We start from the raw sequence: 16,385 nt of genomic DNA, 5'->3' as shown, positions 1-16,385 counted from the left end.
GCCACCTTTTAAAAACACAGCGCGGGTAGCTCAGCCATGGTCTGGGACCTGGCCCTCGGCTTCGTCGCCCTCGTCGCGGCGTCGTACATCGGCACCACGATGGCACTGCGCGGGTACTTCGGCCGCGAGTACCGCGAGGAGGCGGGCCGGGCCGACCCATCCACCGCCCGCGACGACGGCGACCCGCCCGAGCCGTGAACCGGACGCGTTTTTGTCTCCCGTTGCGAACCCTGGCGTATGTCGAGCGACGCTGACGACCCGGACGTCCCTATCATCTGCCCCGAGTGCGAGACCGAAAGTCGCGTCCCCCTCTCGGAGGTCGCCAACATGCTCGACCGGCACAACGAGAACCAGCACGACGGCGAGGAGTGCGCGCAGATCGACCCCGACCTCGCGGCGCAACTCCAGGACCTCGTCGCCGAGGACATGGGCCTGCTGGACTGAGGCGAGGGTGAGTAGCCGGAAAGAATTATTGGGGCTGCTGGCGTGTACGTGGCATGGAATCGACTGCGCCGACGGGTGGGCGGCGTGCGAAGCAGCTTCGGACGGCAGTCCACGGGGTCCACAGGACGGGACTGACCGCCGACGACCGGACGGGGGACGAGGAACTGCTGGCGTTCGTCGCGGAGCCGTACACCGACGTCGAGGAGACTCACCGGCGACTGGGGGGCCTGCTACGGGCGTTCGAGGAGCGGGGCGACCGCCGGGCGGTCTTTCTCGCCATCTACTGGCGGATGACGGCCGCAGTCGCACGCGGCATCCGGGACGGCGACTTCGCGGACCCCGACTGGGTCGGCGACTACCTGGTCGCCTTCGCGAACCTCTACAGGCGGGCGGTCCACGACTACGAGCGCGGGAACGTTGCGGCGCTGCCCGACCCCTGGCACGTCGCCTTTCGGGCCACCGAGCGGGGCGACAGCCTCGTCGTCCAGGACGCCGCGCTGGGCGTGAACGCGCACATCAACTACGACCTCGCGCTGGCGCTCGACGCGGCCGGCGTCGGGCCGGACCGCCGGACGAAGTACGAGGACCACACCGCCGTCATCGACGTCATCGCGGACCTGGTCGACGAGGCACAGCGGACGCTTTCGGCCCGCGACGCCGACGGACTCGCGGCCGTCGACGACTCGCTCGGGCAACTCGACGAGTGGCTGGCGGTCGCGACGATAAACGAGTGCCGCGAGAGCGCCTGGCGCACGGCCGTCGCGATGAACTCGCGGTTCCGCACCCGGCGTCGCTTCGCGCACTGGTGGAACGCCGTCACCTCGAAGGGGGCCGCGTATCTCATCCTGTCCTCGCAGGCCAGCGACACTGTCCACGAGGCGCTGGCGGACCTGGAACAGTCCGCAGAGAGCTGAGTCGCACGACCTGGGAAGGGCAGGGCAGTCACGAGCATCCGGCGGCGGAGCCACCGGTTCCCTGCGAGCGGCCGACCGGCCGCGAGGAGCCTTTTTCACCACCGAAAGACTCGCGTCGCTCACGGTTACACCGTTCGCGTATCCGAGACGCTCCCTGCGGTCGCGTCTCGCTTTGCTCGTCTTTCGAGCATTCGTTCGCTTCGCTCACGAATACCACGTTTTTGCCGCGAGTGGTGCAGTGCGCGCCGAAAGCGAGACGCGACCACCGGGAGCGTCTCGGAGATGCGAACGGCGGCTTTTCCGCCGTGAGCCGGCGCGAGTGCGACACCCGAGTGGGAAAAAGGTGGTTAGGTATCGAAAAGCGGTTTAGGCCGTGTAGCGATTCCCCGCACATGATTATCTCCGGGTCGAACACGCAGGCGCTCGCGGCCGCACTCGCGGCGGAGACCGGCCAGCAACTCGCGAGCGTCGAGTACGAACGCTTCCCCGACGGCGAGGCCATGGTCCGGGTCGAAGAGCCCGGCGACCGGGCCGTCGTCGTCGCGTCGACGGTCTCCGACGAGGCACACGTCGAACTGCTCCAGCTTCAGGACGCCGTCCGCGAGGCCGGCGCGAGCGAGGTCGTGACGGTCCTGCCGTACATGGGCTACGCCCGCCAGGACCGCGCCTTCGAGACCGGCGAACCCGTCTCGGCCCGCGCCGTCGCCCGCGCTATCTCGACGGGAACCGACCGCGTCGTCACCGTCAATCCTCACGAGGAGGCCGTCTGCGACTACTTCACCGTCCCCGCCGAGAGCGTCGACGCGGCGGGACTGCTCGCCGGCCCGCTCCCCGAGGACCTGCACGACCCGCTCTTTCTCTCGCCCGACGACGGGGCAATCGACCTCGCGGTCGCGGCCGCCGAGGTGTACGGCCGCGGCGAGACCGACTACTTCGAGAAGACCCGCCGCTCCGGGACCGAGGTCGACATCGCCCCCAGCGACGCCGACTGCGCCGACCGCGACGTGGTGCTGGTCGACGACATCATCGCCACCGGGTCGACGATGAGCGAGTCCGTCGCCATCCTCGACGAGCGCGGCGCCGACCGCGTGTTCGTCACCTGCGTCCACCCGCTGCTGGCCGCCAGCGCCCACCTGAAACTCGCCCGCGCCGGCGTCGAGGCGGTCTACGGCACCGACACTATCGAGCGCCAGGTCAGCGAGGTCAGCGTCGCGCCGGTCGTCGCCGACGCGCTGTAGGCGGACCACCCCCCTCCGCCGGCCGCCCCACCGCCGTCCCGTCGCTCTTTCCGCAGGCTCAAATACACCCTCGCCATACGCCCCGTGTGCGCACCGAACGGTTCAGTCGGCCGCTCACGGCGACCAGCTACCGCTCGAAGATGCTGCTGGTCCTGTCGCTCGGCTGGGCCACCCTCCAGGGCGGGCGCTTTCTCCTCTCCCCGCTCCTTCCCCGCATCACGGAGACCTTCTCGCTCTCCTCCGGGGGGGCCGGCCTCGCGCTGACCGCCTTCGGTCTCGCCTACGCCGTCTCGCAGTACCCCAGCGGTACCTACTCCGACGCGCTTTCCCGCGCGACGCTCATCCTGCCGGCCTTCGCCGTGCTGTTGACGGGATTCGTCCTCGTGGGCGTCGCCGGCGGCGTCGCCGTGTTCGTCCTCGGCATCCTGCTCCTCGGCGTCGGCAAGGGACTGTACGCCAGTCCCAGTCGAGCGCTGCTCGGCGACCTCTACACCGGCAGTCGCGGGCGCGCGCTCGGTATCTACGCCGCCGGGACCGACGCCGGCGGCCTCCTCGCCGCTGGCCTCGCGGCCGTCGTACTCGCGACGACCGTCTGGCAGGCCGCCTTCGTCCCCGTCGTCGTCCTCCTGGCGCTGGTGACCGTGCTCTTTGTCCTCTGGAACGAGGAGCAGTACAGGGTCGAACACACGCCGCTGGAGCCGGGTGACACCCTCCGGCGTGTCCTCGCAACCCGCGCCCAGCGCGAGCGCCTCGTCGCCTTCGCGTTCTTCTACTTCGCCGTCGGCGGCCTGACGAACTTCTACCCCCTGTTTCTGGTCGAGAGCGCCGGCTTCTCGGAGACCATCGCCAGCGTCGCCTTCGCGCTCATCTTCGCGGTGGGTCTGTTCGTCAAGCCGGCCGCCGGGGAACTCAGCGACCGCTTCCCGCGCCTGCTGGTCAGCATCGCCGGCCTGCTCGCCGGTGCCCTCGGCTTCGCGGTCATGATTCTCGGCTCCGCCTCGCTGGCCGTCGTCGCCGTCGGCACCGTCCTCGCCGCCGTCGGCTACAAGACACAGTTCCCCATCGCCGACGCCGTGGTGATGGAGGCCGCGCCCGACGAGAACGTCGGCGGCGACCTCGGTGCCGCCCGCGGCGTGTTCCTCGGCACGAACGCGCTCGGCCCGGGCTTCGTCGGCGTCGTCGCCGACGTCGCCGGGTTCGACGTCGCCTTCTGGGCGCTGGCCGCCAGCCTGCTCGTCGCCGCACTCGTCCTCGCCCGGCAGTACCGGCGACAGTGAGCAGTTCCAGCCGAGAAGCCACGCTAACGCGACCGAGAAAGAGGTGCGTCAGTCCGACGCCTGCGGGGCAGCAACTGCCTCGACGGCGATGTCCATCTCGACGCCTTCCACGTCCCAGGTCTTCCGGTGACCGTCGTCGACGCCGCCGAACTCAGCGGCGCGCACCTCCTCGGCGATGAGGTCCTCGTGGTCGTCCACGAGTTCTGCGACGCGCTCGTCGGCAATCGAGAGGTCGACCCGAATCTCCTCCTCGATGTCGAGGTCGAGGTCCTTGCGCATCTCCTGGACGCGGCGGATGACCTCGCGGGCGTAGCCCTCGCTCTCGATGTCCTCGGTCAGCGAGGTGTCGACGTAGACGACGCCCGCGCTGTCCAGCGCCTCGAACTCCGTCCCGGAGACGCCCTCGGGTGTCTCGGTGACGAACTCGACCATCTCCGCGGTCAACTCGACGTCCAGCCCGATCGCGTCCGCGACGGCTGCCTCCAGCGTAGCGAGGTCGGGGTCGCTCACGCGGGCCTCGTTGAGCGCGTTCATCACGCGGCCGGCGTCGTCGCCGAACTCGGGGCCGAGGATGCTCATGTCCGCCTCGGCGGAGTAGTTGAGTTCGCCCCAGCCACCCTCGTCGGGTCCGATGACCGTCACCTCGCGGGCGTTCAGCCGGTCGGCGACGAGGTCGGCCCGGCGCTGGACCGCTGCGGAGACGCGGTCGTCGGGCACGTCAACGACGACTTCCGGGACGGGCCAGCGGAGCTTGCGCTCGGCCTGCTGGCGGGCGTTCGACCCGGCCTCCTCGACGGCCCGGACCACCTCGATGTCCTCCTCCAGTTGCGTGTCGCGCCAGGTCGGGGCTGGCTCGGGCCAGTCCAGCATGTGGACTGAGTCGTACCCGTTGTCGCCGGTGAGGGTGCCGTATATCTCCTCCGCGACGAAGGGGGCATACGGCGCGAAGAGGGCGACGACCTCCGAGAGCACGCGGTGGAAGGTGGCGTAGGCGGCCTGCTTCGAGGCGCTGTTTTCCTCCTCCCACATCCGCTCGCGGACGACCTGGATGTAGAACCGGGAGACGTCCTCGACGACGAACTCCAGCAGCGCATCGAGCGCCCGGTCCTGCCGGAAGTCCTCCCAGTGCTCGCCCATCTCGGCCTCGACGGCCTGGAGCCGGGAGAGCACCCACTCGTCGACCGTTTCGAGGTCGGCGTCTTCGACTGTCACTCCGGCGGCTTCGCCGCCTCCGTCTCGCGATTCCCCTGGAATCGCGCCCGGTTCAAACCCATCCAGCCGCATGTACGGCAGCGGGAACCGGAAGACGTTCCAGAGGATGTTCAAATCGCGCTGCATGTTCTCGATTTCGTCCCACGAGAAGCGCATGTCGTCGCTCTGGGGCGTCACCGAGAGCAGGAACAGCCGCATCGGGTCCGCGCCGTGTTTCTCGATGACCTCGTGGGGCGTGACGACGTTGCCGATGGACTTCGACATCTTCCGGCCGTCCTCCGCCAGCGCCCAGCCGTGCATCAGGACCTCCTGGTAGGGCACCTCGCCGAGCGCGGCGGTGCCCATGCCGAGTTGCGACCAGAACCACCCGCGGGTCTGGTCGTGGGCCTCCATGATGAGGTCGGCGGGCCACAGCTCCTCGAAGTCGTCTTCCTGTTCGGGGTAGTCGAGCGTCCCCCACGTCGCGACCGAGGAGTCCAGCCAGACGTCGAAGACGTCGCTGACGCGCGTGTACGTCGTGCCGTCCTCCGTGATGGTCAGGTCGTCGACGGTCGGCTTGTGCAGGTCGACCTCGTCGGGGTCGACGTCCTGGTCGACGCGCTCGGCCAGCTCCTCGCGGGTGCCGACGACGATCCACTCGTCGGCGTCAGGGTTTTCGACACCCTCCGCGGCTTCGCCGCTCCGGTTCGCGGAGCGTTGCTCCGCGCTATCCGGCGTCCAGATGGGAATCGGGATGCCCCAGTACCGCTGCCGGGAGACGTTCCAGTCCGGCGAGTCCTCGACGAAGTTCCGGAAGCGCTCGTCGCGGGCCTCCTGGGGGTGCCACTCGCTGTCGTCGATGTTGTCCAGCAGTTCCTCCTTGATGTCGGAGACGGTGATGAACCACTGGTCTGTGACGATGCGGACGATTTCGCTGTCACAGCGCCAGCAGTGCCCCTCGTTGATAGTGTGGCCCTCCTCGCTGGCCAGCAGCAGGCTCTTCTCCTCCAGCGTGGCGATGACGTCGTCGTCGGCGTCGCGGACGTAACTACCCTCGAAGGCACCTGCCTGGTCGGTGAACACACCGTCGGGTCCGACGGGAGAGAAGACGTCCAGGCCGAGTTCCATACCGCGCTCGAAGTCCTCCTCACCGTGGCCGGGCGCGGAGTGGACCAGCCCCGTCCGGTCGGCCTCGACGTAGTCGGCGGTGTAGACCTCTCCGGCACCCTCGAAGTCGGGGTGTTCGGGCACTTCCTCGGCGAGCGGGTGCTCGTACTCCCAGCCGACGAGGTCGTCGCCGGAGAGTTCCTCGACGACCTCCCAGTCGTCGTACTCGGCCCACTCGGCGACCTCCTCGGCGACGGCTTCGGCGACGTAGATTCGCTCGGATTCGTCTCCCTTCTGACCTTCGAGGGCAACGTAGGTGAGGTCTTCGTCGACGGCGACGAAGGTGTTGGCGACGATGGTCCACGGCGTCGTCGTCCAGATGACGAGATTGCCTTCTCGCTCTGTGAGAGGGAACTTCACGTAGATAGACGGCGCGCCCACCTCGTCGCGCTCGACCTCGTTGTTGGCGATGGCCGTCTCACAGCGGGGGCACTGGTTGATGGCGCGTTTGCCCTGCTCGACCAGGCCGCGCTCGTGGGCCTGCTGGAAGCCCCACCAGGCCGCTTCCATGTACTCCGGCGAGACGGTCTTGTAGGGGTCGTCCCAGTCCATCCAGACGCCGATGGACTTGAAGTCGTCCTGCAGGCCTTCGAGTTGCTCGTCGGCGAACTCCTTGCACTCCTGGATGAAGTTCTCCTCGCCGAACTCCTCGATGTCCTTCTTCGAGTCGAAGTCCAGGCGTTCCTCGACTTTCGTCTCGATTGGCAGGCCGTGCATGTCGTAGCCCGGCCGGTCGGTGACGTCGTAGCCCTGCATCCGGTGAAAGCGGATGTAGGCGTCCTTCAGCGTCTTGTTCCAGGTGGTGCCCATGTGGGCCGCGCCGGAGGTGTAGGGCGGGCCGTCCACGAAGAAGAAGGTCTCCTCGTCGGCCCGGTGCTCGACCGTCTGGTCGTAGGCGTCGACGGCGTCCCAGTAGTCGAACACGCGGTCCTCGACCGCGTGGGGGTCGTACTGGTCGTCGACCGCCTCGAACTGTGACGGCTCCCCGTCCTCGTGACTGCTCATATCCACGTAGTGCCGCGCCGTCGTTAAAGGAGAATCGGTATTCGCCCCCGGTCACGCTCCCGTCGCCCGCGGGTTCGGGAACGCTTATCCCGGTCGCCTGACGATACGCTGCCGTGAGCGTCATCCAGCAGATTCCGTGGCGGGGCATCGTCATCGGCGGTCTCGTTCTGCTCGCCGGCACCATCACCGCCGCCGTCGTCGAGAGCGACATCCTTCCCGCGCTCGTGGCGGCTGTCGTCCTGCTGGTCCTGCTGGCCATCGACGACCAGCTTCAGGAGTCCGAGGAGTAACCCCGTTCGGGCCCGTGCGCCGTCTCTCGCCGTCTCCGGTGGCACAGGGGCTATACTTCTCGGGGCCCTACGACGGGTATGTCCACAGCTACGGCGACGGTTGCCGGCGGGTGTTTCTGGTGTGTCGAAGCGGCCTTCGAGCGCGTGCGCGGCGTCGAGTCGGTAGTCTCCGGGTACTGCGGCGGCCACGCCGACGACCCCACCTACGAGGCCGTCTGCAGCGGCACGACCGGCCACGCCGAGGCCGTCCAGGTTACCTACGACACCGACGAGATATCCTACCGCGACATCCTCGAAGTGTTCTTCACCATCCACGACCCGACGACCGAGGACCGGCAGGGCCCCGACGTCGGCTCGCAGTACCGCTCGGGCGTCTACTACCACGACGAGGAGCAACGCCGCGTCGTCGAGGAGTACATCGACGAACTCGAAGCGAGCGGCGAGTACAGCGGCATCGTCACCGAGGTCGCGCCGCTCGAAACGTTCTACCGCGCCGAGGAGAAACACCAGGACTACTTCGAGAAGAACCCCAACCAGCCCTACTGCCAGATGCAGATTCCGCCGAAACTGGAGAAGATGGCGGCCAAACACGCCGACAAACTCGCCGACGACTGAATGCCACAGTTCCCGGACGCCTCCAATCCCCTGGCCGACGACTGCCGGCGCTGCCCCGCACTCGCCGAGAGCCGCGAGTGCATCTCGTGGGGGAACGGTCCCCTCGATGCGACCGTCCTGGTCGTCGGCGAAGCGCCGGGCGCGGGCGACTCTGACGCCGACCGCTGGCGGGGCGGCAACTGGACCGGGATGGCCTACACCTCGCGTCACTCCGGCCGGCGCGTCCGTGCGATGCTCGCCGACGCCGGGTTCGGTCCCGACGACTGTTACTTCACGAACGCGGTGAAGTGCTTCCCGGCAGACGACGCCGACGGGACGACGAACCGCGAACCTACCCCTGAGGAGCGCGCGAACTGCCGGCCCTACCTCCGGGAGGAGATCGAGACGGTTGGCCCCGACGCCGTCGTCGCGACGGGGAAACACGCCACGCAGTCGGTGCTGGCGATGGTCGACCGGGAACTCGACGGCTTCCTCGACACCGTGCTGGACCCGATTCCCTGCCCCGCGCTGGAGACGACGCTCGTCCCGGTGCTTCACCCGTCGTATCAGGACGTCTGGGTTCCGCGAATCGACCACACGCCCGAGTCGTACCGGGCGGCGCTGGCGGCGACCCTCGACGCCGAGACGGTAGCTTGAAACCGTCCGGAACGGTGGTCTCCAACGATGACGTGGTGCGTCCCCGCTGTGCGCGCCGGGGTGGTCTCGTGACCGACGCGCCGGCCGTCGTGGTCGTCTGCGGCCTGCCGGGCGTCGGCAAGTCCCGGGTGTCCCGACTGCTCGCCGACCGGCTCTCGGCGACGCTGGTCCGGACCGACGTGGTGCGCAAGGACCTCTTTTCGGACCCGCAGTACACCGACGAGGAGACCGACCGCGTGTACGCGGCCGTCCGCGAACGTGCCCGCGAGGCCGTCGAAGACGGCGGCCGCGCGGTGCTCGACGGCACCTACCGCTCGCGCCCGTTCCGGGACGACGTCGCCGAGATGGCCGCCGCCGTCGGCGTCGACTGCGAGTTCGTCCACGTGACCTGCGACGAGGACACCGTCCGCGAGCGCATCCGCCAGCGGACCGAGACCGTCAGCGACGCCACCTACCGGAACCACCTGGAACTCAAAGCCGAGTTCGACGCCTTCGAGCGGCCCCCAGTCACCGTCGACAACTCCGGCGCGTGGGCGGACACGCGCGAACGCGTGACTGACCTGTTCGCCGACGTGTAGCCTCCGCCGACGGGTCACCGACGACGGGTCGCCGACGTTTATGTCGCTGGCCGTCGGAGGTCGAGGCATGAGAGAGGTCATCAGTACCGACGACGCACCCGCCGCCGTCGGCGCGTACAGCCAGGCGATAGCGACCGACGACCTCGTGTTCACGGCCGGCCAGATACCGCTCACACCGGAGGGCGACCTGCTCGACGGGGCCGACATCGACGTCCAGACCGAGCAGGCGCTGGAGAACGTCCAGGCGGTCCTGTCGGAGGCCGGCGCGAGCATGGCCGACGTGGTGAAGGTGACGGTGTACCTCGACGACATCGAGGACTTCGACGCGATGAACGACACCTACGAGTCCTTCTTCGCCGAGGACCCGCCGGCCCGCAGCGCCGTCGGCGTCGACGCGCTCCCGAAGGGCGTCGGCGTCGAGATAGAGGCGGTCGCGACGACGTGATGGACCCCCGCGTCAAGTCGAGCCTGCTGTGGGGACTGGTCGGCGGCATGGCCTTCCTCGCGCTCGTGCAGGGCTATCACTTGTTCGGCGGTGACTTCGTCGGCGTGGCGCCGATGGTCGCCGGCGCGGTGGCCGTGCTCGTCGTCACCAGCGGACTGGCTCACGCCCTCCGACCCCGACTGGTCGAGAGCGAAAGGTCTTAATCGGCGACCCCCGGACTGTCCGATGCAGGCCAGGATGGCCGAATCTGGTAAGGCGCACGCCTGGAAAGCGTGTTCCCGTATGGGATTCTGGGTTCAAATCCCAGTCCTGGCGCTTCTGTTGCGATCTACACGGCGAGCACCCCGTGTGCTCGCCACCGCGTGAGCGTCGAACGCCCTCCTGGATTTGAACACGCGAGTCGCAGCGCGACCACCGGGAGCGACCGTCTCGCAATCGGTTCAAATCCCAGTCCTGGCGCTTCTGTTGCGATCTACACGGCGAGCACCCCGTGTGCTCGCCACCGCGTGAGCGGCGAACGACTTTCTGGCGTCCCGCCGCTCGTTCGTCGCCGCTGTACCTGGTCCCCTCTCAGCGCCCGCGCAGTTTCGGGAGAACGCTCATCCGTCCGCCGTTACAAGAACCCGGGAATGGCAGTATCAGAGGACTTGCGCGTCGTCATCGTCGGCAGCGGCCGTACGGGACTGCGCACTGCCCGGTTCCTCGACGACCGGGGACACGACGTCGTCATCATCGAACGGAATCCCGAGCGGGTTGCGGAACTCGTCGACGAACACGTCGCAACCATCATCGAAGGCGACGCCACGGACTCGGCCGTGCTCAGACAGGCCGACCTGGGGCGCGTCGACGTGCTCGTCGCGATGACCGACACCATGGGCACGAACTTCACCGTCTGCACGCTGGCGAAGGATTTCGCGCCGGAGATTCGCACCGTCATGCGCTCGGTATTCGAGACCACCCGCGACTACGCCGACTACGCGGACGAGATCATCTTCCCGGAACGCGCCGGCGCGCGAACCGCGGTCAACGCCGTCGAACACGGCGTCCGCTCGCTGGACGACACGGCGGCCCAGGTGGAACTCCTCGAAATCGAGGTCGCGCCGGCGGCACCAGTCGCCGGGCAGCAACTCGCGGAGACCCGGTTCCCCCAGGGCAGCGTCGTCATCAGCAACGTCGAACAGAGTCACATCGTCTCGGCGGAGACCGAACTCAACCCCGGAGAGACGTACGTGGTGGCCGTCGAACCCGACGTCGCTGACGAGGTCCGCCGCCTCTTTCGGGGGTAGACCGGACCGCGCGGGCCCGACGACGCGGTCGCGGGCAACGAGGGCGTACGCGGCCGCTGCCCAGTCACGACGACGGTGGCGTTCCCGCCGGGCTCGCTCACGTCGCTCAGGCCCGGCCCAGGGTCCGGCGCAGCAGTGCGAGGGCCTCCCGGCGGTAGTAGTAGCCGAGCACCCACGTGAGCAGGAGCGCGCCGAGGACGAACCCGGTGAGTGCGAACCGGCCGGACACCAGTTCGGCACCGAGGAAACTCGCGAACAGCAGGGCCGGAGCGCGGCCGGCGACCGCCGCCAGTATCAGCCGCGGGATTGGAATCGTCGAGACGCCGGCGACGAAACACACCATGTCGTCGGGCCACGGGCCGGGGACGAGAAAGAGCGCGAAGACGCCCGGGAGTCCCGTCCGCTCGACGAACCCGTCGAACCGGACCAGCCGCTGGGGTCCCACGAGCCGACTCACGTACGGCCGTCCGTACCGCCGGGACAGCGCGAACGCGATCGTGCTGCCGATAGTCGTGCCGATGAGGCTGTACACCGCACCCGGGACCGCACCGAAGAGGGCCCCGCTCGCCACCGCCAGCACCGCGCCGGGAATCGGTGCGACGAGCACCTGCAACACCTGCAGGACGACCAGCACCAGCGGTGCCAGCGGCCCGAAACTCAGCAGATACCCCCGAATCGCGACCGGGTCCTGTACCTCCGGGACCGCCCACACCATCACGGCAGGCGCGAGCGCGAACAGGAGGGCGACGACGGCCGCCCGGAGGATGAGCGGGCGCAGCGAGGGCAGCGGCTCGTCCATCGACCGACCACACTCCCGTGGAGAGAAAATACTTGGGGAAACTGCCTTCCGGGGTCGCGACCCGCCGCGTGCTGTCAGTCGGTCCCGTCAGCCGTCAGCCGGCGCTCGCGTTCCCCGGCGCCGTTTCCTGAAGGACGTAGCGCTGGCCGACCATCGGTTCGAGCAGGCTGTCGACCGGCGCGCGGTCGTCGCGGAGGAGCGGCACGTCCTCCGGCGGGTCGTCGATGGTGTAGTCCCGTATCTCGTCGCCGAGGTCGATGCCGACGTCCCGTTGCTGGTTGCGCTCGCGGAGCGTCGACTGCGAGACCCTCGTCGCCGACTTCGTCGCGATGACTTCGATGTTCTGGACGACGCTGCCGTCGTGTGTCGGGAACGTGTAGACCCTGGGGAACACCGCCTCCATGGTCCGGTGCTCGGCGCGGTAGAACTGTCCGGCCGGCCCGGACGGTGCCGAGATGATGTTCGCGTAGAGCATCCCGTCGTCGGTGAGCCGGCGCTCGGCCAGGCGCATGAACTCCACCGTCGTCAACTGGAAGGGGACCTTGTCCTTCTTGTACGCGTCGAGGACGATGAGGTCGTAGGTCCGGTCGGTATCGCGGAGGAACTGCCGGCCGCCCGCGTTGTAGACGGTGAGGTTCGGTGACTCCTCAAGGTGGAAGTACTCCTTGGCGACGCGGATGACCTCGGGGTCGATTTCGACGACGTCTATCGTCGCGTTGTACTCCGCCGCGAACCGGCGAGGTCCGGTGAACCCGCCGCCGCCGACGAACAGCACCCGGTCGATGTCGTCGGGGTCCTCGGCGAACAGGTACGGCAGGTGGAAGTACCGCGTGTACTCGAAGACGTGGCGGGTGGGGCGGTCCCTGTCCATCGCGCTGTGTCGCTGGCCGCCGAGGTACAGCGTCCGGGTCCCGCCGAGGTCGGCGACCTCCAGTTCCTGGTAGGGCGTCTGCGTGTGGTAGACGACGCGGCCGTGTGCCGACACCCCGACCGCGCCACTACCGAGTGCTGCGACGAGCACCACGCCGACGGCGGCGACGGCGAAGACGGACCGGCGCTGTGGCGACCGGCCCAGGACGACGGCCGCCGTCACGACCAGCAGGACGCCGAAGACGAACGCTATCTGGTCGATGCCGAGCCACGGGATGAGGAGGTAGGTGGTCCCGAAGGCCCCCAGGATGCTGCCGACGGTGCCGACGGCGTAGATGTGTCCCGACGCCTTCCCCACGTCCTCGGTGCTGGAGAGGTCGGCCGCGTAGGGACTGATAAAGCCCAGGAGGTACGTCGGCGGGCCAAAGAGCAAGATTACGGCCGGCAGCGACGCGAACCTGCTGGGGAGGGGAAACACCGTCGTCGAGCGCAGGAGGAGGTCGCCGGCGAAGATGAGCACCGCGACGTAGACGGCCGTCACGAGCAGGAGGCGGGCGAGTCGGCGGTGGTTCGCCCGCTCGGCGGCGCGTTTCCCGCCGTAGTGATAGCCCAGCGACAGCGCCGCCAGGAAGACGCCGATGATGCTGCCCCAGGTGTAGATGCTGTTGCCGAACTGCGGCGCGACGACCCGGCCGGCGAGGATTTCGAGGCCCATGCTCGCCACGCCGGAGACGAACACCGCGAGTTCGGGCCGGGTCACCCGCCTGGCCCAGTCTCCCGTCCCTGTCGCCATTCATCGCACGTACGGCCCTTCGTATCAAATGGGTAACGACTGTCGCGTCGCTCGCCGCGACTTCGACCGGTACTAATATATACAAAAACAGCGCTCGCGCCGAACTGCCGCCGCGGCGCCGGTCGACGGGAACGGGCGTTTCTTCCTGCGGTTCTCGGTCACGCGTCCGAATCCCGGAGCGAGCGATAAGCGGGGAATTTATATAGAACCACATACAAACTCTCTCCTGACTATGAGCCAGCAGCAGATGCAGGGCCAGCCCATGATTATCCTGGGCGAGGACGCCCAGCGGATGAAGGACAAGAGCGCGCAGGAGCACAACATCGCTGCCGCGCGCGCAGTCGCCGAATCGGTACGCTCGACACTCGGGCCGAAGGGGATGGACAAGATGCTCGTCTCCTCGCTCGGTGACATCACCGTCACCAACGACGGCGTCACCATCCTGGAGGAGATGGACATCGACAACCCGACGGCGTCGATGATCGTCGAGGTCGCCGAGACCCAGGAGGACGAGGCAGGCGACGGCACCACGACGGCCGTCGCCATCACCGGCGAACTCCTGAAGAACGCCGAGGACCTGCTCGAACAGGACATCCACCCGACAGCCATCATCAAAGGGTTCGACATGGCCGCCGAGCGGGCCCGCGAGGAAGTCGACGACATCGCCATCGACGTCGACCGCGACGACGAGGAAATCCTGAAGAAGGTCGCCGAGACGTCCATGACCGGCAAGGGCGCGGAACAGCACAAGGAGGTCCTCGCCGAACTCATCGTCGAGGGCGCACAGGCGGTCACCGTCGAGGCCGACGACGGCAGCGTCGTCGTCGACATGGCCTACCTCGACATCGAGACCCAGACCGGTCGCTCCGCCGGCGACTCCGAACTGCTCAACGGCGGCGTCGTCGACAAGGACCCCGTCCACGAGAACATGCCCGTCGACCTGGAGGACGCCAACATCCTCCTCGTCGACTCCCCGCTCGAACTCGACGAGGCCGAGGTCGACACGCAGGTCAGCGTCACCGACCCCGACCAGCTCAAGAACTTCCTCGACAAGGAGGAGGAACAGCTCCAGGAGATGGTCCAGAAGATCGCCGACGCCGGCGTGGACGCCGTCTTCTGTCAGAAGGGCATCGACGACATGGCCGAGCACTACCTCGCCAAGGAGGGCATCCTCGCGCTCAGCCGCGTCAAGAAGTCCCAGCTCCAGTTCCTCACCGAGGTTCTCGAGGCCCGCATCGTCTCCGACCTCGACAGCATCGAGGAATCCGACCTCGGCACCGGCAACATCGAGCGCGACGAGGACGAGGAACTGTTCTACGTCGAGGGCGCCGGCGACCAGAGCCACGGCGTGACTCTGCTCCTGCGTGGCTCCACCGAGCACGTCGTCGACGAACTCGAACGCGGCGTCAACGACGCCCTCTCGGTCGTCTCCGACACCATCATCGAGGGCGCCGTGCTCCCCGGCGGCGGCGCGCCCGAGGTCGAACTGGCATCCCGGCTGCGCGATTACGCCGACAGCGTCAGCGGCCGCGAGCAGCTGGCCGTCGAGGCCTTCGCGGACTCGCTGGAACTCGTCCCGCGCGTGCTCGCCGAGAACGCCGGGCTGGACTCCATCGACACGCTCGTCGACATGCGCTCGGCCCACGAGAGCGGCGACGCCCGCGCCGGCCTGAACGTCTTCAGCGGTGAGGTCGAGGACACCTTCGAGGCCGGCGTCGTCGAACCCGCACACGCCAAGCGCCAGGCGATGGGCTCCGCTGCCGAAGCGGCCAACCTGGTCCTGAAGATTGACGACATCATCTCCGCCGGCGACCTCTCCACCAGCGGCGACGGCGAGGAAGGCGGCCCCGGTGGCGCCCCCGGAGGTATGGGCGGCATGGGCGGCATGGGCGGCGGCATGGGCGGCATGATGTAACCCCACTTTTTGCTGCGTCGGGTTCGCGCAAAGCGCGAACCTCTCCTTGCAAAAACTTGGGGAAAAAGGCTCCTCGCGCTCGGAGGGAACCGGCGGCTTCGCCGCCGGATGCTCGTGGCAGGCCTGCCCTTCCCCGTGGTCTCGCGGTTACACCGCGAGGTTCGGGAGACCGCAGGTCTCCCGGTGCGCGCGATGGAACGCGCGCTCGGCGGCTCTCACGTCGGACAGAAGATACTTAGTCGGGATACCGCAATCCGACGCCATGCCCTCCCGACGCCGACTCGCGTTGCTCCTGTGTGTCGTCGTACTGGCTCTCGCTGGCTGTGCCGGGACTCCCTCGGGAAGCGACCAGCCGACGAGCACTGAAACGATGGCGGACGACCGACCGACGGCGGTTCCGTCGGACATCGAGGTCGTCAACTACACGGCGCTCAGCGACGCGCAACGCCAGGCCTTCGACGCGGCGCTCGAACCGGGAGACGTCACGCTACTGGACGGGGACGCGTGGGGTGCGCCCGACGACTACTACCGGTACGCTGCTGTGTACGAATCCTGGCCGGGCGAGACGACCGACGCTGGCGACCGCGTCACGGAGGCGTTCGTGCGGCGAAACGGGACGTACTACCGGGTGACGTTCGACGGGCCGCGGTGTTGTGCCGGCCCGGGGACCGACCCGTCGTTGACTGAAATCGACGCGCCCGGGAATCGAACCGTCACTTCCCTCGACAATCTAACCGGCCAGGCAGCGGCGTACCTCGAATATCGACTCGCAGAGAACGGCGACAGGTCCGGGTACGGCGTCGATTTGCCCCTCGAAGACGGTGACGTCGTCGAGTATCGGGGCGCATACTACGAGGTGTCGGGAACGAATCGCGTGGTCGACTACGGGACGGCTTCGATGTCGGTTCTGGAACTGGAGTAG

General features: G+C 68.1%; 17 protein-coding genes and 1 tRNA gene. 15 read left to right on the top strand and 3 right to left on the bottom strand.

Features of this window, described 5'->3' with window-relative positions:
* Positions 1–36: 36 nt before the first annotated feature.
* The 5 genes from WDJ57_RS10530 (at position 37) to WDJ57_RS10510 (ending at position 3,873) form a co-directional block, all read left to right on the top strand.
* Positions 37–198: a hypothetical protein gene (locus tag WDJ57_RS10530; protein ID WP_338906177.1), complete on the top strand. Its 162-nt coding sequence runs from the start codon at positions 37–39 to the stop codon at positions 196–198.
* Positions 199–237: 39 nt separating this feature from the next.
* Positions 238–444 (top strand): hypothetical protein, encoded by a 207-nt coding sequence (locus WDJ57_RS10525; RefSeq protein ID WP_338906176.1) that lies wholly within the window; start codon positions 238–240, stop codon positions 442–444.
* 53 nt (positions 445–497) lie between these two features.
* Entirely contained in the window at positions 498–1,358 is an 861-nt protein-coding gene (locus WDJ57_RS10520; RefSeq protein ID WP_338906175.1) for a DUF5995 family protein, read from the top strand.
* A gap of 392 nt (positions 1,359–1,750) precedes the next feature.
* Positions 1,751–2,596 (top strand): ribose-phosphate diphosphokinase, encoded by an 846-nt coding sequence (locus WDJ57_RS10515; protein ID WP_338906174.1) that lies wholly within the window; start codon positions 1,751–1,753, stop codon positions 2,594–2,596.
* A 140-nt stretch (positions 2,597–2,736) separates the two neighbouring features.
* Positions 2,737–3,873 (top strand): MFS transporter, encoded by a 1,137-nt coding sequence (locus WDJ57_RS10510; protein WP_380629446.1) that lies wholly within the window; start codon positions 2,737–2,739, stop codon positions 3,871–3,873.
* A gap of 48 nt (positions 3,874–3,921) precedes the next feature.
* On the opposite strand, the gene ileS is transcribed toward WDJ57_RS10510, so the two are convergent.
* The gene (gene ileS, locus WDJ57_RS10505; protein WP_338906170.1) at positions 3,922–7,236 is read right to left on the bottom strand and encodes an isoleucine--tRNA ligase; all 3,315 of its coding nucleotides are present in this window, start codon (positions 7,234–7,236) and stop codon (positions 3,922–3,924) included.
* A gap of 113 nt (positions 7,237–7,349) precedes the next feature.
* On the opposite strand from ileS, the gene WDJ57_RS10500 reads away from it, so the two are divergent.
* From WDJ57_RS10500 to WDJ57_RS10465, 8 genes are all read left to right on the top strand, one after another.
* On the top strand, positions 7,350–7,526 hold the full coding sequence (locus WDJ57_RS10500; RefSeq protein WP_338906168.1) for a hypothetical protein: 177 nt from the start codon (positions 7,350–7,352) through the stop codon (positions 7,524–7,526).
* A 78-nt stretch (positions 7,527–7,604) separates the two neighbouring features.
* Entirely contained in the window at positions 7,605–8,141 is a 537-nt protein-coding gene (msrA, locus tag WDJ57_RS10495; protein WP_338906166.1) for a peptide-methionine (S)-S-oxide reductase MsrA, read from the top strand.
* Positions 8,142–8,777: a uracil-DNA glycosylase gene (locus tag WDJ57_RS10490; protein WP_338906164.1), complete on the top strand. Its 636-nt coding sequence runs from the start codon at positions 8,142–8,144 to the stop codon at positions 8,775–8,777.
* A gap of 68 nt (positions 8,778–8,845) precedes the next feature.
* Entirely contained in the window at positions 8,846–9,355 is a 510-nt protein-coding gene (locus tag WDJ57_RS10485; RefSeq protein WP_338906163.1) for an AAA family ATPase, read from the top strand.
* 67 nt (positions 9,356–9,422) lie between these two features.
* The gene (locus WDJ57_RS10480) at positions 9,423–9,800 is read left to right on the top strand and encodes a Rid family detoxifying hydrolase (RefSeq protein ID WP_338906162.1); all 378 of its coding nucleotides are present in this window, start codon (positions 9,423–9,425) and stop codon (positions 9,798–9,800) included.
* Positions 9,800–10,003, top strand: coding sequence for a hypothetical protein (locus WDJ57_RS10475; RefSeq protein WP_338906160.1), 204 nt, complete (start codon positions 9,800–9,802; stop codon positions 10,001–10,003). Before WDJ57_RS10480 ends, WDJ57_RS10475 begins: the two co-directional genes overlap by 1 nt.
* A gap of 28 nt (positions 10,004–10,031) precedes the next feature.
* Positions 10,032–10,115: transfer RNA gene (locus WDJ57_RS10470), tRNA-Ser, on the top strand.
* Positions 10,116–10,429: 314 nt separating this feature from the next.
* Entirely contained in the window at positions 10,430–11,086 is a 657-nt protein-coding gene (locus WDJ57_RS10465) for a potassium channel family protein (protein ID WP_338906158.1), read from the top strand.
* A 106-nt stretch (positions 11,087–11,192) separates the two neighbouring features.
* On the opposite strand, the gene WDJ57_RS10460 is transcribed toward WDJ57_RS10465, so the two are convergent.
* Together WDJ57_RS10460 and WDJ57_RS10455 are read right to left on the bottom strand one after the other, a co-directional pair.
* Positions 11,193–11,885: a TVP38/TMEM64 family protein gene (locus WDJ57_RS10460; RefSeq protein ID WP_338906156.1), complete on the bottom strand. Its 693-nt coding sequence runs from the start codon at positions 11,883–11,885 to the stop codon at positions 11,193–11,195.
* 94 nt (positions 11,886–11,979) lie between these two features.
* The gene (locus tag WDJ57_RS10455) at positions 11,980–13,548 is read right to left on the bottom strand and encodes a spermidine synthase (protein ID WP_338906154.1); all 1,569 of its coding nucleotides are present in this window, start codon (positions 13,546–13,548) and stop codon (positions 11,980–11,982) included.
* A 232-nt stretch (positions 13,549–13,780) separates the two neighbouring features.
* Between WDJ57_RS10455 and thsB the strand changes: the two genes are divergently transcribed.
* A complete protein-coding gene (gene thsB / locus WDJ57_RS10450) occupies positions 13,781–15,463 on the top strand; it encodes a thermosome subunit beta (protein ID WP_380629374.1) in 1,683 nt (560 codons plus the stop codon).
* A 262-nt stretch (positions 15,464–15,725) separates the two neighbouring features.
* Positions 15,726–16,385, top strand: a complete 660-nt coding sequence (locus WDJ57_RS10445) for a hypothetical protein (RefSeq protein WP_338906152.1) — start codon at positions 15,726–15,728, stop codon at positions 16,383–16,385.

The organism is Salinibaculum sp. SYNS191 (genome assembly GCF_037338445.1).
GTDB classification, from domain to species: domain Archaea; phylum Halobacteriota; class Halobacteria; order Halobacteriales; family Haloarculaceae; genus Salinibaculum; species Salinibaculum marinum.
The sequence above is the reverse complement of the archived record's forward strand: the minus strand, read 5'-3'. Positions and strand labels throughout refer to the sequence as shown.